The 25,295-nt window shown below is 69.7% G+C and carries 21 protein-coding genes and 1 tRNA gene; 6 read left to right on the forward strand and 16 right to left on the reverse strand.

Annotation, left to right across the window (positions count from 1 at the left end):
• Nucleotides 1-169 precede the first annotated feature (169 nt).
• The 5 genes from LQ757_RS09600 to LQ757_RS09620 form a co-directional block, all read right to left on the reverse strand.
• Nucleotides 170-1,183 (reverse strand): agmatine deiminase family protein, encoded by a 1,014-nt coding sequence (locus tag LQ757_RS09600; protein ID WP_231046985.1) that lies wholly within the window; start codon nt 1,181-1,183, stop codon nt 170-172.
• A gap of 329 nt (nt 1,184-1,512) precedes the next feature.
• Entirely contained in the window at nt 1,513-2,070 is a 558-nt protein-coding gene (locus LQ757_RS09605) for a cysteine hydrolase family protein (RefSeq protein WP_231046986.1), read from the reverse strand.
• A gap of 70 nt (nt 2,071-2,140) precedes the next feature.
• A tRNA-Gln gene (locus tag LQ757_RS09610) sits at nt 2,141-2,215 on the reverse strand.
• Between the two features lie 121 nt (nt 2,216-2,336).
• Complete coding sequence (gltX, locus tag LQ757_RS09615; protein ID WP_231046987.1) at nt 2,337-3,848, reverse strand: glutamate--tRNA ligase; 1,512 nt, start codon at nt 3,846-3,848, stop codon at nt 2,337-2,339.
• A gap of 11 nt (nt 3,849-3,859) precedes the next feature.
• On the reverse strand, nt 3,860-4,801 hold the full coding sequence (locus LQ757_RS09620; RefSeq protein WP_231046988.1) for a LysR family transcriptional regulator: 942 nt from the start codon (nt 4,799-4,801) through the stop codon (nt 3,860-3,862).
• Nucleotides 4,802-4,883: 82 nt separating this feature from the next.
• Here LQ757_RS09620 and LQ757_RS09625 point away from each other — a divergent pair, with 82 nt between their 5' ends.
• Complete coding sequence (locus tag LQ757_RS09625; protein WP_231046989.1) at nt 4,884-5,933, forward strand: aminotransferase class V-fold PLP-dependent enzyme; 1,050 nt, start codon at nt 4,884-4,886, stop codon at nt 5,931-5,933.
• 8 nt (nt 5,934-5,941) lie between these two features.
• Here LQ757_RS09625 and LQ757_RS09630 read toward each other — a convergent pair whose 3' ends face one another.
• From LQ757_RS09630 to LQ757_RS09640, 3 genes are all read right to left on the reverse strand, one after another.
• Entirely contained in the window at nt 5,942-6,715 is a 774-nt protein-coding gene (locus tag LQ757_RS09630; protein ID WP_231046990.1) for a fumarylacetoacetate hydrolase family protein, read from the reverse strand.
• A gap of 163 nt (nt 6,716-6,878) precedes the next feature.
• Nucleotides 6,879-7,994 (reverse strand): branched-chain amino acid aminotransferase, encoded by a 1,116-nt coding sequence (locus LQ757_RS09635; protein ID WP_231046991.1) that lies wholly within the window; start codon nt 7,992-7,994, stop codon nt 6,879-6,881.
• 23 nt (nt 7,995-8,017) lie between these two features.
• Entirely contained in the window at nt 8,018-9,079 is a 1,062-nt protein-coding gene (locus tag LQ757_RS09640) for a 3-isopropylmalate dehydrogenase (RefSeq protein WP_231046992.1), read from the reverse strand.
• A gap of 137 nt (nt 9,080-9,216) precedes the next feature.
• Here LQ757_RS09640 and LQ757_RS09645 point away from each other — a divergent pair, with 137 nt between their 5' ends.
• On the forward strand, nt 9,217-9,471 hold the full coding sequence (locus tag LQ757_RS09645; RefSeq protein WP_231046993.1) for a DUF6458 family protein: 255 nt from the start codon (nt 9,217-9,219) through the stop codon (nt 9,469-9,471).
• Nucleotides 9,472-9,480: 9 nt separating this feature from the next.
• On the opposite strand, the gene LQ757_RS09650 is transcribed toward LQ757_RS09645, so the two are convergent.
• Nucleotides 9,481-11,058, reverse strand: coding sequence for an MFS transporter (locus LQ757_RS09650; RefSeq protein WP_231046994.1), 1,578 nt, complete (start codon nt 11,056-11,058; stop codon nt 9,481-9,483).
• Between the two features lie 90 nt (nt 11,059-11,148).
• Here LQ757_RS09650 and LQ757_RS19155 point away from each other — a divergent pair, with 90 nt between their 5' ends.
• The gene (locus LQ757_RS19155; RefSeq protein ID WP_255681168.1) at nt 11,149-11,715 is read left to right on the forward strand and encodes a TetR/AcrR family transcriptional regulator; all 567 of its coding nucleotides are present in this window, start codon (nt 11,149-11,151) and stop codon (nt 11,713-11,715) included.
• Nucleotides 11,716-11,871: 156 nt separating this feature from the next.
• Here the strand turns inward: LQ757_RS19155 and serA are convergent, their stop codons facing one another.
• The 4 genes from serA to LQ757_RS09675 all read right to left on the reverse strand — a co-directional run bounded on the left by serA (nt 11,872) and on the right by LQ757_RS09675 (nt 14,892).
• The gene (gene serA / locus LQ757_RS09660) at nt 11,872-13,461 is read right to left on the reverse strand and encodes a phosphoglycerate dehydrogenase (protein WP_231046995.1); all 1,590 of its coding nucleotides are present in this window, start codon (nt 13,459-13,461) and stop codon (nt 11,872-11,874) included.
• A gap of 119 nt (nt 13,462-13,580) precedes the next feature.
• A complete protein-coding gene (locus LQ757_RS09665; protein WP_231046996.1) occupies nt 13,581-13,940 on the reverse strand; it encodes a hypothetical protein in 360 nt (119 codons plus the stop codon).
• Complete coding sequence (locus LQ757_RS09670) at nt 13,937-14,416, reverse strand: DNA polymerase III subunit gamma/tau (protein WP_231046997.1); 480 nt, start codon at nt 14,414-14,416, stop codon at nt 13,937-13,939. Before LQ757_RS09670 ends, LQ757_RS09665 begins: the two co-directional genes overlap by 4 nt.
• A gap of 83 nt (nt 14,417-14,499) precedes the next feature.
• On the reverse strand, nt 14,500-14,892 hold the full coding sequence (locus LQ757_RS09675; RefSeq protein ID WP_231046998.1) for a hypothetical protein: 393 nt from the start codon (nt 14,890-14,892) through the stop codon (nt 14,500-14,502).
• A gap of 114 nt (nt 14,893-15,006) precedes the next feature.
• On the opposite strand from LQ757_RS09675, the gene LQ757_RS09680 reads away from it, so the two are divergent.
• Nucleotides 15,007-19,206 (forward strand): nSTAND1 domain-containing NTPase, encoded by a 4,200-nt coding sequence (locus LQ757_RS09680; RefSeq protein ID WP_231046999.1) that lies wholly within the window; start codon nt 15,007-15,009, stop codon nt 19,204-19,206.
• Nucleotides 19,207-19,243: 37 nt separating this feature from the next.
• Here the strand turns inward: LQ757_RS09680 and LQ757_RS09685 are convergent, their stop codons facing one another.
• The 3 genes from LQ757_RS09685 to LQ757_RS09695 all read right to left on the reverse strand — a co-directional run bounded on the left by LQ757_RS09685 (nt 19,244) and on the right by LQ757_RS09695 (nt 20,968).
• Nucleotides 19,244-19,687 carry a hypothetical protein gene (locus tag LQ757_RS09685; RefSeq protein WP_231047000.1) on the reverse strand — a complete coding sequence of 148 codons (444 nt, stop codon included), beginning with the start codon at nt 19,685-19,687 and terminating at the stop codon, nt 19,244-19,246.
• Between the two features lie 81 nt (nt 19,688-19,768).
• Complete coding sequence (locus tag LQ757_RS09690; protein ID WP_231047001.1) at nt 19,769-20,509, reverse strand: copper homeostasis protein CutC; 741 nt, start codon at nt 20,507-20,509, stop codon at nt 19,769-19,771.
• A 54-nt stretch (nt 20,510-20,563) separates the two neighbouring features.
• The gene (locus tag LQ757_RS09695; protein WP_231047002.1) at nt 20,564-20,968 is read right to left on the reverse strand and encodes a hypothetical protein; all 405 of its coding nucleotides are present in this window, start codon (nt 20,966-20,968) and stop codon (nt 20,564-20,566) included.
• 114 nt (nt 20,969-21,082) lie between these two features.
• Here LQ757_RS09695 and LQ757_RS09700 point away from each other — a divergent pair, with 114 nt between their 5' ends.
• Both LQ757_RS09700 and LQ757_RS09705 read left to right on the forward strand, forming a co-directional pair.
• Nucleotides 21,083-23,875 (forward strand): nSTAND1 domain-containing NTPase, encoded by a 2,793-nt coding sequence (locus tag LQ757_RS09700; protein WP_231047003.1) that lies wholly within the window; start codon nt 21,083-21,085, stop codon nt 23,873-23,875.
• The gene (locus LQ757_RS09705) at nt 23,854-25,281 is read left to right on the forward strand and encodes a PQQ-binding-like beta-propeller repeat protein (RefSeq protein ID WP_231047004.1); all 1,428 of its coding nucleotides are present in this window, start codon (nt 23,854-23,856) and stop codon (nt 25,279-25,281) included. The genes LQ757_RS09700 and LQ757_RS09705 overlap by 22 nt, the downstream gene beginning before the upstream one ends.
• Nucleotides 25,282-25,295 lie beyond the last annotated feature (14 nt).

Genomic DNA, 25,295 nt, shown 5'->3' on the forward strand with positions numbered 1-25,295 from the left:
TCGCCCGACGATGGCGAGGGGGTCCTCGCTCGCGAGAGGCCGCCCTCGGCGGTGAGCGACCCCGCGGCGTGACGAGGAGTCGCAGCACGCGTCGTCGATCGCGGCGTCGGTGCGGAGCCGAGCACCGCTCGGGGGTGGTCACCTCGACTGCGGTGCGGGCACCGCCGGCTCACCGGTCTTCGGCGCCTCCCGGCAGATCGTGCGTCGCGCAGTGGATTCCGCCGCCGCCGGACGCGATCGTGTCGATCCGCACCGGCACGATCTCCCGGTCGGGGAACTGGTCCTGCAGGATGTCCTGGGCGCGCCGGTCGGCGCTCCGATCGCCGAACTCGGGCACGAATACCGCCCCGTTGGCGATGTAGAAGTTGACGTAGGACGCGAGGAAGTCGTCGCCGCTCCCTCGGATCTTCGAGAAGTCGGGCTGCGGAAGCTCGACGACCTCGATCGCCCGCCCCGTGGCATCCAACGCCCCATCGAGCACCGAACGCGCCTGCTCGCTCGACTGCGCCCAGACGTCGTCGGGCGCTCCCGGCCCGGGAACGTCGAGCAGCACGACGCCCGGTGCGACGAAGCGCACGAGGGAGTCGATGTGGGCGTCGGTGATGTCCTCGTCGTAGACGCCGTCGAACCAGATCACCTTCTTCATGCCGAGCAGCTTCATCAGGCGCTGCTCGATCTCGTCGCGCGAGAGCCCCGGGTTGCGGTTGTCGTTGACGATCGAGCTCTCGGTGATGAGCAGGGTGCCGAGCCCGTCGGTCTCGATCGACCCGCCCTCGGCGACGAGATTCGCCTGCACCCCGGGGATCTCGAACTCGCGGAGTACCGCCGCGGCGACGCCGGCGTCGTTCGGATGCTCCTGCTTGTCGCCCCAGCCGTTGAAGTTGAAGTCGACCCCCTCGAGGCCGTCGGGGCCCTCGACGAAGACCGACACGGTGTCGCGCGCCCAGAGGTCGTCGACCGGCACCGTGATCACCTCGACGCCCGAGCCGGCCTCGTACGCCGCATCCTCCTCGTCACCCGGCGAGGCGACCAGCACGACCGGTTCGAACTCCGCGATCGTGCGCGCGAGCCTCGCGATGTCGTCGCGCACGTACGGAAGGTCCTCGCCCCAGATCAACGCCGTCGGCCACGACATGACCGTGAGTTCGTGACTCTCCCACTCCGCTCCGAGCCGTCGCCTCATGCTGGCCTCCTCGTCATCGGGTCCGCTCGATCGGTTGGCGCCGGGGACGCTCACGGGAGCGCAGCCCGCCCCGCCGATACCAAGCAAGCCGAAGCCTGCGACGGCGAGTGCACCCCTGCGGGAGATCGGGAACCCGGTCATGCTCATCCTCCTGTATATTGGATGTCGTCCAATATACAGGTGCGCATCTGACGATCTCCTGGCATTCGCGAGGCGACCCTACGCGTAGGTGCGCGGGCGCCTCACCGAACGCGCCGGGGGCGAGGAGCCAATATTGCGGATCTCACGCGAGCGACTCCGCTGCGCTGCGTGTCCGACCGGTCGACCGGTCAGCGCGTCGGTCCCGCCGCGATGACCTCGTCGGCGCTCAGGACGGTGGCATAGCCGTCTGCGAGCGCCGCCATGAAGGCGCCGTGCACCTGCGAGCCTGGGATCACCACGCCGCCGAACTCGAGGTCGGGCGCAGCGCAGGCGTCGTGTGCGACCGTCACGGTGTAGCCGCGGTCGGATGCGGCGCGCACCGTCGCGTCGACGCACATGCTCGACATCATCCCGACCACGATGAGCTCGGCCGGAGATGCCGCCTGCAGGCGCTCGCCGAGGTCGGTGCCGAGGAACGCGTTCGGCGCCGCCTTCACGACGACCGATTCGTCGCCCTCGGGCGCGACGAGCGGATGGATTTCGACGCCCGGCGTGCCAGGACGGAAGAACGCCGCGTCTGGCGCATCCCACACGTGCACAACGTGGATGACCGGCTCGCCCGCCGAACGAAACGCGGAGAGGAGCCGGGCGGCGGCCGCGGCCACGGCATCCGGTCCGACGAGCGGATGGGCGCCGCCGGGGAAGTAGTCCTGCTGGATGTCGATGACGAGGAGGAGCCGGGTCACAGTGACACCGTAGCGGTTCCGGTATCGACGACGGCGAGGGTGACTTTGCCGCGGAATTCCGCGCCTCGTATGGCTGGGGTACCTGGACTCGAACCAAGAACAACTGAACCAGAATCAGCCGTGTTGCCAATTACACCATACCCCAATGGCCTGAAACCGAAGCCCCGGGCCGAGAGTCAACTGTAGCCTACTGCGCTGCCCCGGCCAAACCGAGGTGGTCTCGATTCGCGTGGCCTCCGCGGCGCTCCTCGACCGGCGAGGAAGGCTCAGCCGACGAGCGCAGCGAGCCGATCGATGCGGGCGAGCGAGTCGACCTTGCCGAGGATCTGCATCGACTCGAACAGGGGCGGTGAGACGCGCCGCCCCGAGATCGCGGTGCGCACCGGGCCGAAGGCCACGCGCGGCTTCAGTCCGAGTCCGTCGATGAGGGCTCCGCGCAACGCTTCCTCGATCTCGGTGTGCACCCAAGCCGAGGCGGGCAGCGCATCGAGTGCCTCGCGGGCAGCGGCGAGCACAGCAGGCGCGTCGGCGGGAAGCGCGCCGACGGCTGCTTCCTCGAACTCGAGCGATGCGGCATCCGTGAACAGGAAACCGAGCATGCCGGGTGCCTCGCCGAGCAGGCCGATGCGCTCCTGCACGAGCGGAGCGGCCTCGGTGAGGATCGCCTCTTCACCCGGCGTGATCGGCGTCGAGACCGCACCCGCCGCCTGCAGGTAGGGCACGGTGCGTGCGGCGAATTCTCCGATGTCGAGCTGGCGGATGTGGTCGCCGTTGATGGCCTCGGCCTTCTTGAGGTCGAACCGTGCCGGGTTGGGGTTGACGTTCTCGACATCGAACGCTTCGACGAGTTCCGCCCGCGAGAACACGTCGCGGTCGGCCGAGAAGCCCCAGCCGAGGAGCGCCAGGTAGTTGAGGAGGCCCTCAGGGATGAACCCGCGGTCGCGGTGGTGGAACAGGTTCGACTCGGGGTCGCGCTTCGAGAGCTTCTTGTTGCCCTCGCCCATGACATAGGGCAGGTGGCCGAAGCGCGGGATGAACGAGGTCACGCCGATGTCGATGAGTGCGTGGTACAGCGCGACCTGGCGCGGCGTCGAGCTCAGCAGGTCTTCGCCGCGGAGGACGTGCGTGATGCCCATGAGCGCATCGTCGACGGGGTTCACGAAGGTGTAGAGCGGCACGCCGTTCGGGCGCACGGCGACGAAGTCGGTCGTCGAGCCCGCCGGGAAGTCGATGCGCCCGCGCACGAGGTCGTCGAAGGCGAGCTCGACGTCGGGTACGCGCATGCGAAGCGCGGGCTCGCGACCCTCGGCGCGGAACGCCGCGCGCTGCTCGTCGGTGAGGTCGCGGTCGAAGTTGTCGTAGCCGTGCTGCTTGGGCCGGCCGTTGGCCTCGTTTCGGGCGTCGATCTCTTCGGCGGTCGAATAGCTCTCGTAGAGGTGGCCCGCCGCCTTCAGCTGCTCGATGATGCCGTCGTAGATCTCGCCGCGCTGCGACTGCCGGTAGGGCTCGTTCGGGCCGCCGATGCCGATGCCCTCGTCCCAGTTCAGGCCGAGCCAGGTGAGCGCGTCGATGATCTGCTCGTAGCTCTCCTCGCTGTCGCGAGCGGCGTCGGTGTCTTCGATGCGGAACACGAACGTGCCGCCGGTGTGGCGTGCGTAGGCCCAGTTGAAGAGGGCGGTGCGCACGAGGCCGACGTGCGGCGTGCCGGTCGGTGAGGGGCAGAAGCGCACACGGATGTCGCTGCCGGTGGCCTGGGTGAAGGGGGCTGTCTCAGACATACCCCTCAATGCTATCGACCGGCGAGCGCCTCGAGCGCGGCGATCGCGGCACCCACGGCGGGCACCCGCTCGGCGCCCTTCGCGGTGACGAGATGCAGCGACCGCACATCGGCGTGTGCGGTCGGCCGCACGACGACGCCGCGGTGGCGCGGCGACGCGGCGAGCGCGAGGTCGGGCAGCAGTGCCACGCCGAGCCCCTGCGCCACCATGCCTTCAACGGCGACGAAGTTGTCGGTCTCGAAGGCGATGCGCGGCACGAAACCCGCGGTGCCGGCCAGCTCGAGCAGATGGCCGCGGCAGCGCGGACACCCGGCGATCCAGGGTTCATCGCGCAACCGCTCGAGGCCGACGACGTCATCGACGGCGGCGGGATGCTCCGTCGGCAGCACCAGCCGCATCGGCTCGTCACCGAACGGGCGAACCTCGAGGCCGCGGGCGCTCGCGCGGTGGGGGTCGTCGCGGTCACCCGGGTAGCTGAAGGTGAGCGCGAGGTCGGCGCGATCGGCACGCACCGCTGCCACCGCCTCGGGCGGCTCGGCCTCGACGTACGTGAGATCGAGGCCCGGATGCGAGGCCGCGAGCGTCGCGATCAGACGCGGCACGAGGGTCGCCGACGCCGACGGGAAGGCGACGAGCCGCACGCGTCCCGTGCGAAGGCCCCGGATCTCGGCGAGTTCGCCGGCCGCTTCCTCGAGCGCGGTCGCGACCGCGTTCGCATGTCGCGCGAGCACTCTGCCGGATTCGGTGAGACGGATGCCACGGCCCACCCGCTCGACGAGCGCGATGCCCGTGCGCTCCTCGAAGCGACGCAGCTGCTGGCTCACGGCCGGCTGGCTGTAGCCGAGCGCCTCGGCGGCTGCGGTGAGCGAACCGTGCTCGGCGATCCGGCGCACGACGCGCACGGTCTGCAGGTCGAGCGCGCCCGCGAGCGCTTCGGTCGAGGCATCCGACATGCCTGAATCATAACCCGAAGGAATATATTTGATCGCATACTGGTGGTTGTCGAATGAATGCCGTGGGCGAAGACTGGACCGCATGCACCATTCACGTGATCGTTTCGCTGCCGGTCGCGGCTATCTCGCGGCCTGCACCCTCGGGCTGCCCGTCGATGTCACCCGCGATGCCGTGCGCCGTGACCTCGAACGCTGGTCGGCCGGCGAGGCGACGGCCGCCGACTACTCATCAGCGCTCGAGCGCGCTCGCGGTCACGCCGCGACACTGCTCGGAACGAGCGCCGGGCGCATCGCGACCGGTTCGCAGGTCTCGGTGTTCGCCGGGCTCGCAGCAGCGTCGGCGCCCGCCGGCGCCGAGGTGCTCTGCGTCGACGGCGACTTCTCGTCGGTCGTCGCGCCGTTCCTCGCCCGCGGCGACCTGCGGGTGCGGCACGTGCCGCTCGATACGCTCGCCGATGAGATCACTCCGTCGACCTGGCTCGTCTCGTACTCGCTCGTGCAGTCCGCCACGGGCGAGGTCGCCGACGCGGCATCCGTCACCGAAGCCGCTCGCGCGGCCGGTGCCCTCATCCTGCTCGACACCACGCAGGCCACGGGGTGGATGCCGACGACCGACCTCGACGCCGACCTCGTGGTCTGCCACGCCTACAAGTGGCTCGGCGCGCCGCGTGGTGCCGCCTTCGCCGCGGTCAGCGACCGCGCCGTCGACGAGTTCGTTGCGCACACCGCGGGCTGGTACTCGGGCGACGACCCGTGGGCGTCGTGCTACGGCCCCGGACTGCATCTTGCGCGGGGCGCGCGCCGGTTCGAGGTCTCCCCCGCGTGGCACGCCTGGGCGGGGGCCGAGGCTGCGCTCGGGTTCGCCGCCTCGCTCGACATGGCGGACGTGCGACGCCACGACGTCGCGCTCGCGAACACGTTCCGCGAGCGGCTCGGGCTCGAGGCATCCGACTCGGCCATCGTGACGTGGCCCGACGCCGACGGCAGCGCCCTCGCCGCCCTCACCGCGTCGGGCGTGGTCGCCTCGGGGCGCGCCGCTCGCGCGAGGGTCGCGTTCCACCTCTGGAACGACGAGGACGATGTCGAGTTCGCCGTCGATGCGCTCGGGCTCACCGCGCGCAGCGCGAGGTGACGCTTCATTCAGTTGGCGGCGCGCACCGAGTTCGAGAGGGTGCCGAGGCCTGAGACCGTCACCTCGACGGTGTCGCCGTCGACGATCGGGCCGACGCCGGCGGGGGTCCCGGTGAGGATGACGTCGCCCGGAAGCAGGGTGAACACGCTCGAGGCGTAGGCGACGATCGCGGGCACCGAGTGCACGAGGTCGGCGAGGCGCCCCTCCTGCTTGCGCACGCCGTTGACGCTCGTCTCGATGGTGCCGTCGACGAAGTCGACGTCGGTGTCGATCACGGGGCCGAGCGGACAGAAGGAGTCGAACCCCTTCGCCCGCGTCCACTGCCCGTCACGCTGCTGCAGGTCGCGGGCGGTGACGTCGTTCGCGATCGTGTATCCGAAGATCACCTGGTCTGCGTCGGCCTCGCTGACGTTCTTCGCGATGCGCCCGATCACGACGGCGAGCTCGCCCTCGTGCTCGACTCGCTCGCTCTGCCTCGGCAGCACGATCGCATCGTCGGGGCCGATCACCGACGTGTTGGGCTTCAGGAACAGCAGCGGTTCGGCCGGCGCCTCGCCACCCATCTCGGCGGCGTGGTCGTGGTAGTTCTTGCCGACGGCGACGACCTTCGAGCGCGGGATCACGGGAGCAAGCAGCTTCGCGTCGGCGAGAGCCACACGCTCCCCAGTGGGCTCGTAGCCCGCGAACATCGGGTCGGCCTTCAGCACGACGAGTTCGTCCTCCTCCTCGTCGACGATGCCGAACGAGATGGTCTCACCGTGGCTGAACCGCGCGATCTTCATGCGACTCAGCCTAGGGCTTGGCCCGTGCCGAGGCATGCGCTCGCGCACCTCGGTTCGCGATGTCGCGCGAACTGCGGTTCGGGCGGAGGGATGCGCGCAATTCGCGCGACATGACGGCACTCTGCGTCGGCCCGGCCCAATGGTCGGATGACCGTGCCGGACCTCACGCGTCGAGGCGCGTCAGCCAGCCGTGGCGATCTTCGACGCGGCCGTACTGGATGCCCGTGAGCTCCTCGCGCAGCGAGAGTGCGAGCTCTGCCGCGGCGTCGCCCTCGTGCACGATCTCGAAGTCCTCCGCGAGCAGGCGCCCGATCGGCGTGATCACTGCGGCCGTGCCGCACGCGAACGCACCCACGATCTCGCCCGAGGCCGAGCCCTCACGCCACTCGTCGATCGTGACCCGCCGGCTCTCGACGGCGTGCCCACGGTCGCGGGCGAGCTGCAGCACCGAGTCGCGGGTGATGCCCTCGAGGATCGAGTCCGACTCGGGCGTGACGAGCGTGCCGTCTTTGTAGACCAGCACGACGTTCATGCCGCCGAGTTCCTCGAGATACGTGCCCTCGTCGAGGAACAGCACCTGCTGGCAGCCGTGCTCGGCGGCCTCTGCCTGCGGCAGCAGCGACGACGCGTAGTTGCCGCCGGTCTTCGCAGCGCCCGTGCCTCCCTTGCCGGCTCGCGCGTACTTCGTCGACAACCAGATCGACACCGGCTGCACGCCGCCGTGGAAGTACGCTCCGGCGGGGCTCGCGATCACGTAGTACGCGACCTTCTTCGCGGGGCGCACGCCGAGGAACGCCTCTTTCGCGAACATGAACGGACGCAGGTACAGGCTGGTCTCGGGAGCACCCGGAACCCAGTCGGCGTCGACCGCGATGAGCTGCTTGAGCGACTCGATGAAGATCTCGCTCGGCAGTTCGGGCAGGGCGAGCCGCGCCGCCGAGCGCTGCATGCGCGCCGCGTTCTCGAACGGCCTGAACGTCCAGATCGATCCGTCGGTGTGCCGGTAGGCCTTCATGCCCTCGAAGATCTCCTGCGCGTAGTGCAGCACTGCAGCCGACGGGTCGAGTGCGATCGGGCCGTACGGCGAGACGCGCGGGCGATGCCAGCCGCCCTTCTCACTCCAGCAGACGTCGACCATGTGGTCGGTGAAGTGGTTGCCGAAACCGGGGTCGGCCAGGATCGCGTCGCGTTCGGCCGGCGTCTTCGCCTGCTCGTTGCGGGTGACCTGCCAGATGAGCCCTGCGGCCGATGGAGCCTGGAGCGGAAGGTTGATCGTCATGATGTCTTCTTTCGTGCGCTGGATCAGTCGAGTGCGCCGATTCGGGCGACGATCGCGTCGCCGACCTCGGAGGTCGATCGTTTCGCGTCGCCGCGTTCGGCGACATCGGCGGTGACCGCCTGCCGGACCTTCGACGCGATCTCTGCCCGACCGAGGTGGTCGAGCAGGAGTGCGATCGAGAGGATCGCGGCGGTGGGGTCGGCGATGCCCTTGCCGGCGATGTCGGGTGCAGAGCCGTGTACCGGCTCGAACATGCTGGGGAATCGGCCGTCGGGGTTGATGTTGCCCGAGGCTGCGAGGCCGATGCCGCCGCTGATCGCGCCGGCCAGGTCGGTGAGGATGTCGCCGAAGAGGTTGTCTGTGACGATGACATCGAATCTAGCAGGATCGGTGACGAGGAAGATCGTCGCGGCGTCGACGTGCAGGTAGTCGACGGTCACATCGGGGTGCTCGGCCGCGACGGCATCGACCGTGCGCTTCCACAGCGAGCCGGCGAAGACGAGCACGTTGGTCTTGTGCACGAGGGTGAGCCGCTTGCGCGGGCGAGCGGATGCCGCGGCGAATGCGTATCGAACGACCCGTTCGACCCCGTAGGCGGTGTTGACCGAGACCTCATTGGCGACCTCGTGCGGCGTGCCCGCACGGATCGCGCCCCCGTTGCCGACGTAGGGCCCCTCGGTCCCCTCGCGAACGACGACGAAGTCGACGTCACCGGGGCTCGCGAGCGGGCTCGCGACACCGGGGTACAGTACCGACGGCCGCAGGTTGACGTAGTGATCGAGCTCGAAGCGCAACTTGAGCAGCAGCCCCCGCTCGATGTTGGCGCCGACGAGTCGCGGATCGCCGGGCACGCCGCCCACGGCGCCGAGCAGGATCGCGTCGTTCCCCTTGATCTCGTCGAGGTCGTCATCGGTCAGCACGTCGCCGGTGTCGAGGTAGCGCTGGGCACCGAGTGAGAAGCGAGTCTGCTCGAACGTGAGATCAGTGCCCTCGGAGACCGCGGCGAGCACCCTCAGCGCCTCGTCGACGACCTCCGGACCGATCCCGTCACCGGGAATCACCGCGAGCTTGACCGCTTCACCCATGAATGCTCCTCCGAAAAGTCAACCCCTCCAGCGTACTGTCCACGAGCACGGGCGCATCGATACACTCGGCCTCAGGACGAGGTATCCGCCTCATCGAAACGCGGCCGGGCCGGCCGCCGGAGAGAAAGCAGGACCACATGAGTATCGGCCTCGGTATCGTGCTCGTCGTCATCGGTGCGATCCTCACGTTCGCGCTGAACATCACCGTCGAATGGATCAACCTGCAACTCGTCGGCTACATCCTCATGGGCGCCGGGGTCGTGGTGATCATCATCGGCATCGTGCTGCTGGCACGCCGTCGTCGCACGGTGGCGACGTCTCGCACGAGCGTCGACCCGGCGACGGGCGACCAGGTCACCCGCAATGAGCGGTCCACGCCCGAGGAACCCTGACGGTTCCGCTCACTCCGCCTGGGATTCCGCACGCGCCGCGGTCGGATTGCGCAGGGCGACCGCACCGATGATCGCGGCCGCGATCATGAGCGCGACCCCGATCAGGGACGTCACGACGACCCCCTCGTCGAAGGCGAGCGCGGCGGATGTCGCAAGCTGGTCGGCGATCGATGCGGGCAGCTGCTCGGCCACGGTGACGGCGCCCGCGAGCGTCTCGCGAGCCGTCGCAGCCTGCGCCGCCGTGAGCGCGCCGGGCAGTTCGATCGCCGCGCGGTAGTGCGCCGCGAGGATCGATCCGAGGGCGGCGGTTCCGAGGACGGCGCCGAGCTCGTAGGCGGTCTCGGAGACCGCTGACGCCGCGCCCGCCTTCGCGGGCGGTGCGCTCGAGAGGATGAGCTCGTTCGAGACGGTCTCGGCGGCGCCGATTCCGACGCCGAGCAGCACGAACGCCATGACGACCGGTGCGATCGAATCGGCGGTCGCATTGAAGGCGACGATCGCATAACCCGCAGCCGAGAGCGCGAGCGCGACGGGGACGAGCACGCGCGGCCGCACCCGCCGCGCGATCGGCACGACGACGAGCCCCGCGAGGATCATCGCGACGAGCCCGGGCAGCAGCGCCACCCCTGCGGCGACCGGGGCGAGGCCCGCGATCAGTTGCAGGTGCTGCGAGACGAAGAAGAGGAAGCCGACGAGCGCGATGACGCTGAACAGGTTGATGAGCACCGCGCCGCCGAACGAGCCCTGCCGGAACAGGCGCACATCGAGCATCGGCGAGCTGCTGCGAAGCTGACGGCGCACGAACCATGCACCCGCGGCGACGCCGACCGCGATCATGAAGAGGCCTCCCCCGGTGACGCCCTCGGTCGCGAGCGACTTGATGCCGTAGACGACCGGGCCCATCGCCGCCAGGGACAGCAGCGTGCTGAGAAGATCGATGCGGCCCGGCGCGGGATCGCGGCTCTCGGGGATGAGCAGCGGCACGAGGATGAGCATGGGCACCAGCACCGGCACCGCGAGCAGGAAGACCGAGCCCCAGTGGAAGTGCTCGAGCAGCACGCCGCCCACGATCGGGCCCAGAGCCGAGCCGGCCGCGAAGCCCGACGCCCAGATCGCGATCGCGAGCCGTCGGTGCTCCCGGTCGACGAACACCGTGCGCAGCAACGAGAGCGTCGACGGCATCAGCATCGCGCCGAAGAAGCCGAGCGCGGCGCGGGCTGCGATCAACGCCTCGGCGGTGGGCGCGAACGCCGCCGCGACCGACACCACGGTGAAGCCGATCGAGCCGACCAGCAGCATGCGCCGGCGACCGTAGCGGTCACCGGCGCTGCCCATCGCGACGAGCAGTCCGGCGAGCACGAGCGGGTAGGCGTCGATGATCCAGAGCTGCTGCGCCGCCGTCGGCGCGAGGTCGCGCGAGATCGCGGGCAACGCGAAGCTCAGCACGGTGTTGTCGACCGAGACGAGCAGCGTCGGCAGCATGAGCACGGCGAGTGCGATCCATGCTCGGCGAGGCGCTCGGGTGCGGGCGCCGGCGGGCGGTGCCTGTTCTGGCGCGGAGTGTGTCGTCTGGGTGAGGTCGGTCATGCTCTACTCGTTCGTCGTGGCTTCGGTTACTATACCGTCCGGTTGGTATAGTAACAGCATGAGCATCACGACGTCGACCACAATGGGGTCATGAGTCGCCCCCCAGCCGCCCGCGAGGCGGTGCTCGACGCCTTCGAGCGCATCATCATCGCCGAGGGCGAGCGCACCGCAACACTCGACGCCACCGCCCGGGCCGCCGGCGTCTCGAAGGGCGGCCTGCTGTACCACTTCGGCTCGAGGCACGCGCTGATCGCCGGACTCGTCGAGCGGCTGCATCGACGCATCGACGACGACGTCGACCGCATCCACACCGCTCCCGACGGAGCGATCTCGTACTTCGTGCGCTCGTCCGTTGCGCTCGAGACCCCGCTCGACCACAGCTTCGTCGCCACGGTGCGCCTCGCGCAGGGCGGCGACCGTCAGGCCGCCGAGGCGATCGGCGCCGTGCGATCGCGCTGGCTCGTCGAGATCGGCCGGCATGTCGCCGATCCGTCGCTCGCCCTGGCGATCACGCTCATCGGCGACGGGCTCTACTACCACTCGGCACTGCAGGCCGACCTCGCCACGCGCGCGGGCGTCATCGACGACGAGATCGGAAAGCCCGAGATGAACGCCCTCGTCGCCCTGCTCGAGCGGATCGCCGGCGAATCACGCTGACCCCGATTCACGCTTACCCCGATTCACGCTGACCCCGATTCACGCTGACGCGACGGATGCCTCGGCACCAGCGCTGCGGGCAGCGCCGCGCCGAGGCATCCGGAACCTCGATGGTCTCGATACGGCCCATGCGGGGCTACACGACCGACGACCCGACTACTCGGTGATGTCGACCTCGACGAAGAGGTCCGCGTCGATGGCCTCGCGCACGCGATCGAGCACGTCGGTCGGCACGGGCGAGTCGACCGTGAGCACGCTGAGCGCCAAGCCGCCGGCCTCGCGACGCGCGATCTGCATGCCGGCGATGTTGATGCCGGCGTCGCCGAACTCCTGGCCGTAGACGGCGACGATGCCCGGACGGTCGGTGTACTCCATGATGATGTGCGTCGTCGCGATGGGAACCTCGATCTCGAAGCCGTTCACCCCGACGAGCTTCTCGATCTGCTTGGGCCCGGTGAGCGTGCCCGCGACCGAAACCTGCGTGCCGTCGGCGAGCGCGCCCGTCAGGATGATGACGTTGCGGTACTCGGGCGAATCGGGCGACGTGATGAGACGCACCTCGATGCCGCGCTGCTCGGCGAGCAGCGGCGCGTTCACGTACGACACCGTCTCGCTCACGATGTTCGTGAACAGGCCCTTGAGGGCCGCCAGCTTCAGCACGCTCACGTCGTAGTCGACGAGCTCGCCGCGCACCTCGACATCGATGCTCGTGAGCCGCCCGTGAGCCAGGCCCGCGAACAACTGCCCCAGCTTCTCGACGAGCGGGATGCCCGGACGGACATAGGGGTCGATGACGCCGCCGGCGACGTTGACCGCGTCGGGGACGAGCTCGCCGGCGAGGGCGAGGCGCACCGACTTCGCGACCGACACGCCCGCCTTCTCTTGCGCCTCGTCGGTCGAGGCGCCGAGGTGCGGCGTGACGATGACGTTGGGCAGCCCGAGCAGCGGCGACTCGCGCGGCGGCTCCGAGACGAACACGTCGAGGCCGGCACCGCCGATGCGCTTCGCGACGAGCGCGTCGTGCAGCGCCTCTTCATCGATGAGCCCGCCGCGCGCGACGTTCACGATGAACGCGGTGGGCTTCATCTTCGCGAGCTGCTCGGTCGAGATCATGCCCGTGGTCTCGGGGGTCTTCGGCATGTGGATCGTGATGAAGTCGCTGCGCTCGAGCAGCTCGTCGAGGCTCACGGTCTGCACGCCGAGCTGCTGTGCGCGAGCGGCGGTGATGTAGGGGTCGTAGGCGATGATCTCGGTGCCGAACGCCTGCAGGCGCGCGGCGATGAGCGCCCCGATGCGGCCGAGGCCGATGATGCCGATGGTCTTCTCGTAGAGCTCGGTGCCCGTGTAGTGCGACCGCTTCCACTCCCCCTGGGCGAGCGCGGCGTGCGCGGCGGGGATGTGCCGGGCGAGGCTCAGGATGTGCCCGACGGTGAGCTCGGCCGCCGAGATGATGTTCGACGTCGGGGCGTTCACGACCATGACCCCCGCAGTCGTCGCGGCCTTAATGTCGACGTTGTCGAGCCCGACGCCGGCACGGGCGATGACCTGCAGCTTCGGAGCCGCCGCGATCGCCTCGGCGTCGACCTTCGTCGCCGACCGCACGAGGATCGCGTTCGCCTCGGACAGCGCGTCGAGCAGGGCGGGTCGGTCGGTACCGTCGACGGTGCGGATCTCGAAGTCGGGCCCCAGGGCGTCGACGGTGGCGGGCGAGAGTTCTTCGGCGATCAGCACGACCGGCTTTGACACGAACGGTTCCTTCGGGACGATGCGCGACTCGCGCGCTGACGAGAGCGCCCCCGCCTTTGGCGGCGCCGATACCGGCACTACTTTACGGGAGAGGCACGACCGCGGCCGACTCCGTGACGTCAGGGGACGACGATGCCGCCGGCGACCCCGAGCAGCACGGTCAGCGTGAGGAACAGCGCGGCCGAGACGGCGAGACCAGCGAGGTACAGCGCCGCCTTCGCGATCACGCCGCGCCGCCGGCCGAGCGCGAACGCCGCGGCGAACGAGGCGACTGGGGCGATCAGCGCCGCGACGAGCAGCACCCAGCCGACTGCCGAGAAGGCGAGCCCGAGGCCCGTGAGCTGCACGATCGACCCCACGACCTCCCACACGTCGTAGGCGAAGAACAGCCCGAACAGCACCGCGAGCGCCACGTCGAGCCAGAGCGGGGTGCGCGCTGCTGCGGCCGGTGGCACCACGCCTGCCGTCTCTGCGGTCATGCGGTCACCCCCAGCACGAACGGCACGGGAACGAGCACGAGTGCACCGCCGATGAGCCACAGCAGGCGCGATCGCCGACCTCGTGAGAGCCAGAACGCCAGCCCGAGCCAGAGCGCCGGTGCGAGCACGGCGAGCCAGAGCCCGAGCGTGTACATCGCGTCGTCGACGATGCCGAGGCCGGGTGCCGGGGTGCGCAGCGCGGTGATGAACCAGCCGATCGTGTACAGCAGGTAGATGCCGCCGAGGATGCCGAGCACGACGAGTTCGACCGAACCGGTCTGCGGTGCAGCGGCGGTTTCGCCGTCGGATGTCGCGGCACGTGCGTCGCCGTCGAGCGTCGGGCTCGAGTCATCCGTAGCCTTCTCAGGCGTGCCCTCGAGGGGCACCGGCGCGCCGACGGCCTTCCAGCCGGGCGCGAGCGTCGGGTCGTCGTCACCCTCCCAGCGCAGTGCGTCGTCGTCGGGATCGCGGGCCATGCGACCAGCCTAGCCAGTCGCATGCGCCGCGACCTGACGTCGACTCATTGCCCGATCCGGAGGCGGCGCTCGGCCTGGTTGAGTTAGCCCGCGGAACGCTGCTCGGCGAGCTCGCGATACATCTGGGCGCGAGCCTCGGCGAGGTCGAGCATTCCCTGGTCCTGCCCCGCGAGGGCCGCGGCACGCTGCTCGGCCAGGTCGCGAGACATCTGCGCACGACTCTCGGCGAGATCGTGCAGGCCGCCTGCTTGTTCGGCGTTTGCAGTGGCACGCTGCTTCGCGAGCTCGCGAGACATCTGCGCCCGGCTCTCGGCGAGATCGGCGAGGCCCGAGCGCAACTCGGCGACTTGTGCGTTGGTGAGTTGCTGGACGGGTTCGGGAACAGTTCGCTGCGCGCACGAGGCGAGTGCGAGCCCGGCGGTGACCGCGAGGATCGCGGTGGCGATGATGCGCTGGGTGTTCTGCGTGGTGTTCATGCTTGCACCGTCTCGTGCACCGGTACTCGTCGCGCTCGCGATCGGTACTCATCGGGTACTCATGGCCACCTCTCGTCGTTGACACCCCCGGCCCGCCGGTTCGACACTTTTCTCGTGGGCATTCGCGTGCTCGGCGCAGTCGAGATCGACGAAGGACCGCTCAGCCCGCGAGATCGGGCGGTGCTGTCGGTGCTGGTGCTACGCCGCGGTGAGTCCGTCGCGCCGGCCGTGATCGCCGACGCTGTGTGGGGCGAGCGTCCTCCGGTCACCTGGCCGAAGCAGGTGCAGACCACGATGGTCCGGCTGCGCGCGAGCCTCGGGCGTTCGTCGATCGCCACGTCATCGATCGGGTACGTACTCGACGTCGACCCCGAGGCGATCGATGCGGTCCGGTTCGAGAAGTTGGCACACTCGGCTGCTGAGCTGCGCTCGCGCGGCGACCCCGAGCGCGCCGTCGACGAGTGCCAGCGCGCCCTCGCGCTGTGGCGCGGCACCGCGTACAGCGCGATCCCGTCATGGGAGCCCGCGATGATCGAGGCGGCGCGCCTCGAGGAGGTTCGGAGTACCACCGAGGAGGAGCTCGCAGCGGCGCACCTCGACTGCGGCGAGCAGCATAGCGTGATCGCGGGCGCCGAAGCCCTGGTTCGCGAGCAGCCGCTGCGCGAGCGCCGGTGGAGCCTGCTCGCGACCGCGCTCTATCGCAGCGGACGGCAGGCCGACTCGCTGGCCGCGCTGCGGGCTGCCCGCGTCCGGTTCTCGGCCGACCTCGGGATCGAGCCCGGCCCAGAGCTCACCGCTCTCGAGGCCGCGGTCCTGCATCAGGATCCCTCCCTCCTGCCGCCGCCGCGCAGTCCGCAACCGAGCGCGGACTGCCCGTACAAGGGCCTGCACCCATACGGGATCGATGACGCGGAAGAGTTCTTCGGTCGGGACGCGGACATCGCGGCCATCCTCGCCCGCCTCGACCGTGCGCGATTCATCGCGGTCTCGGGCCCATCGGGATGCGGCAAGTCGTCGCTCGTCCTCGCGGGCGTCGTCCCCGTCCTAGCCCGTCGGGGCCTTTCGGTCCAGGTGGTCTCACCCTCCCCTACGATCGCCGCGCAGCTTCGCGACGCGCTGTACAGCCGACGGAGCGCCGATGTCGTCGTCGTCGACCAGCTCGAGGAGCTGTTCCACGTCGGGTTCCCGGCCGACGAGGTGCACGCGGTGTGCGGGCTCATCGCCGAGGCGACTGAATCCCGGATCGTCGTGGCGACCGTGCGGTCCGACTACTTGGACGAAGGCAACGCGGAGCCGTCACTTGCGCCCCTGCTCTCTGAGAGCGTGCACCTCGTCGCCGCGATGAGCGAAAACGACCTTCGCGCTGCGATCGAAGAGCCGGCACGAAGGGCCGGACTGCGGCTCGAGGCCGGCCTGTCGGAGTTGATCCTCCGCGACGCCGCCGGGCACAGCACCGCGCTCCCGCTGCTCTCTCACGCACTCGTCGAGACATGGCTCCGGCGTGAGACGAACGTGCTGACGATTGCGGGCTACGAGGAGGTCGGAGGACTGACCGGTGCGATCGCCCGCACCGCCGAGCAGCTGTTCGACGATCTGACCTCGGCGCAGCGGGACGCCTGCCGGTCGACGATGCTCCGACTGGTCGAGCTCGGCCCCGACGGGCGGCCGATACGCCGGTACGCGAGAACGAGCTCACTGAACGACGACCCGATGCGGGCTGCTGTGGTGGCCCGCCTCATAGGGGCGCGACTCCTGAGCGCATCCGACGACACCGTCGCCGTGACGCACGAACTCCTCGCCTTCGCCTGGCCGCGTCTGCACGACTGGCTCGAGGAGGACGCCGCGGGTGCGCGACTGCTCGGCAAGTTGACGATCACGGCCGACGCCTGGGAAGCGGACGGCGAGCGGGAGGACGACCTCTACCGGGGCGTCCGCCTCCAGAACGCCCTCGACTGGCGCTCGATGTCGAAACCCGACCTGACCTCGACCGAGTCGCGATTCCTCGACGCGGCAGAGCATCGGGCCCGTCGCGAGGAGGCCGAGGCGCGTCTTCAGCTGCAGCGCGATCGGCGGCAGAACCGCCGCCTTCGTGTCCTGTTCGGAGCGACGGCCTCGCTCCTCGGGCTCTCGTTGCTCGCCACCATCCTCGTCGTCAGGGCGACCCAGGAGGCTGATCTCCAGCGCGAAGCCGCCGTCGTCGAGGCCACCGTCAGCACGTCGTTCGCGCTGCGCGGGTCTGAGCGTGACGTCGCAGCACTCATTGCAGCCGAGGCGTACCGACGGTGGCCCGACGACCCACGCACGCGGAGCGCCCTGCTCGGCGTCTTCACCTCCGCCCAGGGATTCCTCGGGAACACGTACCTGCCGGAGACGGACTCGATCGCCGGAGCGGTGATCGGGAATACCGGTCACGCGGTCATCGTTCGCGACGACGAATCGGTCGCCGTCGTCGACATGGAGTCCGGGCGCTCGGTGCGGGAACTCGACGTCGACGCGCCGCCGACAGCAGTCGAGCTCCCCCCGCTCGTTCGGGTGAGCTCTGACGGGCGATTCGCCGCGATCCTCCGCCCCACCGAATCGTCGCCGATACAGACCTGGATCCCGGGTCATGGCCCCACCCGGAGCTCAGAGTTCCTGCTCGTCGACTTGGCGTCGGGTCGTACTCGACTGGGGCCCATCACGCTCGACCTCGGTGTGGGAGCCCTCGCACTGAGCCCCGACGGCCGACACGTCGCAGTCGCGGATTCGTGGCGCGAAGTCACCGTCACGACGATCGACCTCGAGTCTGGCGAGCTCCGTCGGATCGAGGGAATTCCTCAGTCCACCGAACGGCTCACCCCCTCTGCCGCCATCGCATTCGCCCACGATGGGCGACTCGTCGTGGGTACGGGCGCGGCACAGCTCTCCGTCATCGACCCGGAGTCGGCCGGCATGATCGCGAGCATTCGGATCCCGGAGGCGTCAGCGAATGCCGCCATGGCGGCGACAGACGACGGGCGGCTGATCGCCAGTGGCGACGACGCGTTCGTCGCGGTGGATCTCGCGACCGGCGGCCTGCTGTGGTCGCGGGAATTCGAGACCGCACATCCCGCGCCGTGCCCGTGGCTCGCGGTAGCGCAGTCGCGGTCGACGGTCTTCTGCGGCGACCGCTGGGGCGGCATCGAGGAGCGCTCGCTCGACTCGGGAGTCCCGACCGGTCAACGGTTGGATACGCAGCTCGGCGCGGTCGGCCCGCTCACCGTTTCCCCGGACGACGACGAACTCATCGCGATCGGCGCGGGGTCCTCTGCGATCTCGCGTTGGCGTCTCGACGGCTCGGGACCCATCACTCGGATGATCGCTCGCGGACAGGTGACCGTGGACGGCTACGATCCGTCGGGAACCTCGATTCTCGTGGCAGCGCGTCCCGCGTGGGTCGAGAACGTGAGCGATCTCATCGAGTACTCGGTGTGGGATCCGCGCACGGACGCCCCGCGTCTGCGTGTTCCGGGCTTCGGCCAATACGTCCACTGGGCGGGCACCGACGCGCTGCTCGGTGCTTTCGACGCGATCGACGGCTACGGGTATCTCGATGCATCCACGGGGGCGCACCTCGAGGGCGACCCCGTGACGTGGTTCGCACACGGCTGGCTCCTCGAATCCGGGCGTCGCATCTACATCGCCTCCAACACAACCTCCGCTGCCATAAAGCTGGTCGATGCGAGCACTCGGAAGTACCTCGAGTCGGAGATAGATGTCGACGGTGCGACCGTCGCGATCAGCGCGAGCACGGATGCCGCAATGCTCGCTGTCACGACGGAGAAGGACGGTATCACGACCACCCGGCTCGTCAACGCTGCGACCGGCACGGCGATCTCGCCTGAGCTCACAGGGCCCGAACTCACCGTGCTGGCAGGACCCGGCGAGCTCATCGCGGCTGACGACAACCGGCTGCTTCGGTACAGCGTTCCTCAGTTGGACCCGATCGAGGCGCTCCCCGGCGTCAAGGGAGGCCTCGCGAGCCTGCAGGTCAGCGACGACCGCCGTACCCTCGTGGCGGGAGCCAACGACGATACCGTCACCCTCTACGACCTCGCAGCCGGGATCCGGCTCGGCGATCCGATCCCGAGCGAATCGCCGCTCATCACCCCCGGGTACCTGCGGCCGGACGGCCGCGAGTTGCTCGTGAACATGCGCGACGGTGTCGCCGCGTGGAACCTCGACCCCGACACCCAGTTCCGCGCGGCATGCCGCCTTGCCGGGCGCGACCTCTCCCGCGAGGAATGGGCAACGCACTTCGGCGCCATCGCACGGTACCGTGCGACCTGCGGCTGAGGCGAGCGGCCGTCACGCACGCGCGACGCAAGGCGCATCACCGGCTGTCCTCCTCCATCAACTGCCGCAGTGTCTTGTCAGCCGATCGGGGGGACACCTCGGAGGGAGGGTCGTCCTCGACGACTGGAAGCTGGACAGCCGTTCGGGGCGGCGCGTCTGGCGCCCGGTCTTCCTCCATCATCTGGCGCAGCGGCTTGTCGGCCGGTCGGGACTGCATCGCGACTGCTGCACGGTCTTCCTCCATGACCTGCCGCAGCGATTTGTCGGCCGGTCGGACCAACACCGCGGGCGCACGGTCGGTCTCGACCAGCTGCCGCAGGTTCTCGGTCGCCGCGAGCACGATGTCGGGTCCGGACGGCACGATCGCCGGCGCGGCACCGGCCTGGTTTGCATGAGCGGCGATCGGCGTCGCGGCGAGAGCGAAACCGAGAAGGATCGCGGTCGCGGTGCCCGACCTGTGGGTGTTCTTCGTGGTGTTCATGTTGCCGACGATCCACCTGGGCGGTATGCGACCGCGGTTCGCCCGGTATGCGAACGGTATGCGCCCCCGCGCTGCGCCGAATCAGCGGCTGATCTGTGCCGCCGCGACCGCGGCACGCACGAGTCCGGGGTCGGTCACGTCGAATCCCGCGACTCCCCCGCCGGGGCCGCTCAGCCCGCCGCGCGTCGTCGTGCCGCGCGCCGAGAGGTGCACGGCGTCGACGCCGGCGGCGGCGAGGTCGGTGATGTCGGGGATACGCACGCCGCCGCCCGCCATGACCTCGAGGTCGCCCGATTCCGCCACCATCGCCCGCAGCGTCGCCAGGCCCGCACGACAGTCGGCGGCACCGCCGGAGGTCAGCACTCGGCGCACGTCGAGTTCTGCGAGTGCGGCGACGGCCTCGAGCGGCCGTGCCGACGCGTCGACCGCGCGATGCACCGTGACGTCGGCATCGCCCGCCGCATCGATGAACCGCCCGATCCCCTCGAGGTCGAGCTCGCCCGCGTCGGTCAGCGCACCGACCACAACGCCATCTGCGCCGAGCGCCACCGCCACGCGGATATCGCGCGTGATGGTGTCGAGCTCGTCGGCCCCGTAGACGAATCCGCCGCCGCGCGGCCGCACCAGCACGTGCACGAAACCGGCTGCTTCCGCCTCAGCGGCAGCGGCGACGGTCGCCTCGATGAGGCCCGCCGAGGGGGTGAGTCCCCCGAGCCCGAGCGCCTGGCACAGTTCGACACGGGTGGCGCCGGCTTCGAGCGCGATGCGCGCACCCGCGACATCCTGAACGGCGATCTCGACGGAGAGTGCAGCAGCGACCATTCCCGACAGCGTAGCGGCCGCGCCGCGGGCGCTCGAACGTCGAGCCGCGCCGCCTCATCGGCGGGATTGCGGCAACCGGTGGTGACCGCGTGGGTCGTCATCGCTCACGAGCGGCGGCGCCGGCCGTCCGAATCCATCCGCGCCCTCGATCGCGGGGAGCTTGTGGTGGCCACGCGGATCGTTGTCGTTCACGCGCGGAGTCGGTGACGGCTCGGGGCTCGGCGATTCGGATGTTGGGGTCGGCATGCCGGTGACGCCGCTGATCGAAGCACGGCCGTGGTAGCCGCGCGGGTCGTTGTCGTTCTGCAGGATCGCGGCGCCGCGGTCGAGCGGCGCGGACGGTGCTCGCTGCGGAGCGGGCTCGGGTGGTGCGGCGGCCGGAGTGGTCGCGCATCCGCTGAGCGCGAGCACGACGATCGTCGCGGCGGCGAGGCTGTGGTGTGTTCGTGTGGTGTACATGTTCACCACGGTCATCACCCGCGGTATCCGTGCGCCGGCGCAACGGTATCCGTTCGGTATCTGCCCCGTTCGCGGTGATTGACGCGCCACCGTGGCTGCGAGCACAATTCGATCGTGAGTGTGAGCGTCCTCGGGGCGGTCGTCGTCGACGGGAGCCCGATCAGTCCGCGGGAGCGAGCAGTACTCGCCGCGCTGGTGCTGAGAGCAGGCTCGGCGCTCTCTCCCGACGAACTGGCGGACGCGCTCTGGGGCGAGAATCCGCCGGCGACATGGACCAAGCAGGTGCAGATCGCTGTCGCACGCCTCCGGCGTCATGCCGGGGTACCCCCGATCGAGACCGTCGCCGAAGGGTACCGTGTCGAGGTCGCCCCCGACTCTATCGACGCCGTCAGATTCGAGCGCCTCGTCGACGCGGGCCTCACCCACGCCCGCGATGGCGATCCTGATCGCGCCGAGTCCGAGTTCTCGCGGGCGCTCGAGCTCTGGCGAGGCCGCGCCTATGCCGATCTGCCCGACTGGCCGCCCGCGGTCGCCGAAGCACAGCGCCTGGTGGGACTCCGCGCTGTCGCCGAGGAGGAACGCGCCAGGATGCGACTCGAGCTCGGGCGGGATGCGGGAGTCGTCACCGAGGCCGAACGGCTCGTGCAGGAGTCACCGCTCCGCGAACCTCGATGGGGAATCCTGGCGCTCGCGCTCTACCGAAGTAATCGACAGGCCGATGCACTCGCTGCCATCCGCGAGGCGCGGCGGCGCCTCGACGATGAGCTCGGCATCGACCTCTCCGATGAGCTCGCGGCGCTCGAGACCGCCATCCTGCGGCACGACCCCACCCTCGACGGGGCACCGGCCCCAGAGGCGGGCAGCGACACCGCATGCCCGTACCGAGGTCTCGATGCATTCGATGTCGACGATGAGGCCGAGTTCTTCGGCCGCTCACGCGACATCCTCGCCGCGCTCGCGCGCGTCGATCGCTCGCGTTTCGTCGCACTCGCGGGAGCGAGTGGCTGCGGAAAATCCTCGCTCGCACGCGCCGGGGTCGTCCCCGCCCTGCGTCGGCAGCGGCGGCGCGTCGACATCATCCTGCCGCGTCGGTCGTCGGCCATGATCGTGCGCGACCGAGTCACCTCGGTGCGGGCAGGTGACGTCTTGGTGGTCGACCAGTTCGAGGAACTCCTGCACCTCGACCTCGTCGACGGCGCAGTCGATGACCTCTGCGCTGCGCTCGCCGAGTTCATGCACGGGGGTGGCACGCTGCTGCTCACCGTTCGCAGCGACTTCCTCGACGAGTGCGCCCGGTTGCCGCATCTCGGACCTGCATTCACCGACGGGGTGCACCTCGTGCCGCCGATCGGCTCCGACGGCCTGCGGGAGGCCATCGAGGGTCCGGCGCGACAGGCCGGGCTCCGGCTGGAACCCGGTCTCACCGAACTGATCCTGCGCGACGCCGCGGGGCAGGCCGGCGCACTTCCGCTCGTCTCCCACGCGCTCGTCGAGACCTGGCTGCGCCGCGACGGATCCACCCTCACGGTCGCCGGCTACGAGGAATCCGGCGGCCTGTCGGGGGCGATCGCGCAATCAGCAGATCGGCTCTATCAGCGGATGAGTCCCGCCGAACGTGCGCTCTGCCGGTCGACCATGCTCAGGCTCGTGTCGCTGAGCGCGGACGGCAGCCCGGTTCGCCGAACGCTGGCGATCAAGTCGCTCCACGACGATGACGCACGCGACCGGGTACTCACGATGCTCGAAGCGGCACGCCTGGTGAGTGCCGACGAATCGACGATCGTGGTGTCGCACGAGGCGCTCGCCGACGCGTGGCCCCGCCTCCGCGGTTGGCTCGAGGAGGATGCCGACGCCCAGCGCACGATGCACGCCCTTTCGAATGCGGCGGAGTCGTGGGATGCCGACGGACGACCCGCCGAGGACCTCTATCGCGGGGGTCGACTGCAGACCGCGCTCGATTGGGCCACGGACGATCGCGACCTCACGAGCACCGAGCGTGAGTTCCTCGATGCGTCCGCCGCGCTCGAGAGCTCGGATCGCCGTGCGCTCGCGCAGCGCGAACACCACGAGCGCCGCCAGAATCGGCGGCTGCGAGCATTGCTCGTCGCGGCGAGCGCGCTCATCCTGCTGCTCGTCGGCGCGGGCACGTTCGCCGGCGTGTCGGCGAACGAGGCCGAGCGACAGCGCGCGGCGGCGAGCATCGAGGCGCTCGTCAGCACCGCGCTCTCGCTCCGCACATCAGAGCGGGATGTCGCGGCGCTGCTCGCGGCAGAGGCCTACCGCCGCTGGCCGGACGACCCGCGCACCCGCAGTGGTCTCATGGGCGTGCTCACGTCGGCTGAGGGCTTCCTGGGCAACGCATTCGTTCCCGACACGGAGGGAATCTTCGGCGCCGTCATTCCCGCAACCGACCGCGCCTTCACCATGACGATGGAAGGGAGCGCGGACATCCGCGACCTCGAGACCGGTGAAGTCGTGCGCTCGCTCGAGGGCAGTTACGAATTCTCGGGTTGGGCGCCGTACCCGCTCGTCGAGGTGAGCGCCGACGCGCGAGTGGGCGTTGTGCTCTGGCCTGCCGAGACCGACCAGGTGAACGGCCCCGCGTGGTACGGCACCTCGCTCAGCGCCGATCTGCTCGCGTTCGACCTCGAGAGCGGTGCGCGGGTTCTCGGCCCGATGCGCATCGATCAGGGCGTCGGCGCGCTCGCCGTATCGCATGACGGCTCCACGATCGCCGTGGGCGACGCCTCCGACGGTCGAGTGGTGCTCTACGACCTCACGGGTGACGCGCGAGACGTCACCGGACAGTCGCTCGTCGAACTGACGCGGACTCATTCGCCGTCGCACTCGCGTTCGACCCGGTCGGCCGCTTGCTCGCCGGAAGGATGGGGGACCGCATCGACGTGATCGACCCCGCGATCGCGCGGGTCGTCGCTCAGCTGGTCGTACCGACCGATTCCACCCACGTCGCTCTCGAGATCACGCCGTCGGGCCTCGTCGTGGCGAGCGGGGATGAGCAACTCGTCGCACTCGACCCCGTCGACGGCATCGTTCGCTGGTCGCACGCCTTCCATGCCCCCTACCCCGGCGTCTGTCCGGCGATCGCGGTTTCGGAGCTGGCAGGCGCCGTGTACTGCTCGGGAATGTTCGGCCGCATCCGTGAGTACGACCTTGCCGAGGGCACGCCGGTCGGCCGGTCGAAGGATGTGCTGTTCGGCACCGTCGGTCCACTCGCGGTCTCGCGGGACGGCACTGCACTGACGGCGATCGGCGGATCGGACCCCGTGATCTCCCGCTGGCGACTCGATGGCAGTGGACTCACGAATCGGCTTGTCGGACGGGGTTCGTTCGCAATCGCCGGCTATGAGCCGGCGGGCACCGAACTGTTGATCGCGCCACGGGACAAGAGCCCCGGCGAGGGAGGGATTCAGCAGGATGTCTCGCTGCTCGACACCGCGACGGGTCGGATCATCCGAACGTTCGAAACGCCGATGGCCGAAGCTGCGTGGGCCGGCAAGGGACGGTTGGCCGCGTACATCGAGCCCGACGAAGACCGCGGAATGCGACTCTTCGATGCGACCGAGGAACCTGCGACCGGGATGCTGCTTCACCGAGCTGAACGTATCTGGGTGACCGACAACGGTGACCGGCTGAACGTGTACGCATTCGGAAAGATCATCGCGCGTGACCCGCAGACCGGCAGCAGAGTCGCGCCCGCGATCAGCATCGACGGCTACGCCGTCGCGCTGATCGGCTCGCCGAACGGACGGGAGATCGCGGTGAGCTCGCTGATCGAGGGGCGGCGCACCCTGGTATCGATCTTCGATGCCGCAACCGGTGACCTGAAGCGCAGCGACGACCTCATCGCCCCCGCTGCCGTGCTGCTCGACGACGGTCAGATCGTCATCGCCGACGACAACCGCCTCGTGCGGTGGGACTCCACGACGACGCCGTTCACCATGACGGGCACCCTGTCGGGCTCTGCCGGGGGCTTCGGCATCCCCACCCTGAGCGACGACGGTCGCACTTGGCTCATGACCTCGGCCAGCGGTTCCGAGATGCTCTACGACATGCCGAGCGGCGTGCGGATCGGGGACCCCTTCGAAGCCGACACCCCGAATCTGAACGGCGCGCACCTGCGATCGGACGGGCGCGAACTCGCCGTGAATGTCGCTGACGGCATCATGCTCTGGGACCTCGATCCTGAGCATCAATTCACGGCAGTCTGCCGCATCGCCGGACGCGACCTCACCGCTCACGAGTGGAGCACCTACCTGCCGGGCCTCGGCGAGCCGCGCAGCACGTGCGGGTGAACCCCTGTGACGGG

The organism is Agromyces cavernae, assembly GCF_021044935.1.
Classification (GTDB): Bacteria; Actinomycetota; Actinomycetes; order Actinomycetales; family Microbacteriaceae; genus Agromyces; species Agromyces cavernae.

Bases quoted from the DNA above. Each gene is read 5' to 3' on its own strand.
- LQ757_RS09600 (WP_231046985.1), bottom strand. From the start codon at position 1,183: ATGAGGCGACGGCTCGGAGCGGAGTGGGAGAGTCACGAACTCACGGTC.
- gltX (WP_231046987.1), bottom strand. From the start codon at position 3,848: ATGTCTGAGACAGCCCCCTTCACCCAGGCCACCGGCAGCGACATCCGT.
- LQ757_RS09620 (WP_231046988.1), bottom strand. From the start codon at position 4,801: ATGTCGGATGCCTCGACCGAAGCGCTCGCGGGCGCGCTCGACCTGCAG.
- LQ757_RS09625 (WP_231046989.1), top strand. From the start codon at position 4,884: ATGCACCATTCACGTGATCGTTTCGCTGCCGGTCGCGGCTATCTCGCG.
- LQ757_RS09630 (WP_231046990.1), bottom strand. From the start codon at position 6,715: ATGAAGATCGCGCGGTTCAGCCACGGTGAGACCATCTCGTTCGGCATC.
- LQ757_RS09635 (WP_231046991.1), bottom strand. From the start codon at position 7,994: ATGACGATCAACCTTCCGCTCCAGGCTCCATCGGCCGCAGGGCTCATC.
- LQ757_RS09640 (WP_231046992.1), bottom strand. From the start codon at position 9,079: ATGGGTGAAGCGGTCAAGCTCGCGGTGATTCCCGGTGACGGGATCGGT.
- LQ757_RS09645 (WP_231046993.1), top strand. From the start codon at position 9,217: ATGAGTATCGGCCTCGGTATCGTGCTCGTCGTCATCGGTGCGATCCTC.
- LQ757_RS09650 (WP_231046994.1), bottom strand. From the start codon at position 11,058: ATGACCGACCTCACCCAGACGACACACTCCGCGCCAGAACAGGCACCG.
- LQ757_RS19155 (WP_255681168.1), top strand. From the start codon at position 11,149: ATGAGTCGCCCCCCAGCCGCCCGCGAGGCGGTGCTCGACGCCTTCGAG.
- LQ757_RS09665 (WP_231046996.1), bottom strand. From the start codon at position 13,940: ATGACCGCAGAGACGGCAGGCGTGGTGCCACCGGCCGCAGCAGCGCGC.
- LQ757_RS09670 (WP_231046997.1), bottom strand. From the start codon at position 14,416: ATGGCCCGCGATCCCGACGACGACGCACTGCGCTGGGAGGGTGACGAC.
- LQ757_RS09675 (WP_231046998.1), bottom strand. From the start codon at position 14,892: ATGAACACCACGCAGAACACCCAGCGCATCATCGCCACCGCGATCCTC.
- LQ757_RS09685 (WP_231047000.1), bottom strand. From the start codon at position 19,687: ATGAACACCACGAAGAACACCCACAGGTCGGGCACCGCGACCGCGATC.
- LQ757_RS09690 (WP_231047001.1), bottom strand. From the start codon at position 20,509: ATGGTCGCTGCTGCACTCTCCGTCGAGATCGCCGTTCAGGATGTCGCG.
- LQ757_RS09695 (WP_231047002.1), bottom strand. From the start codon at position 20,968: ATGTACACCACACGAACACACCACAGCCTCGCCGCCGCGACGATCGTC.
- LQ757_RS09705 (WP_231047004.1), top strand. From the start codon at position 23,854: ATGGGGGACCGCATCGACGTGATCGACCCCGCGATCGCGCGGGTCGTC.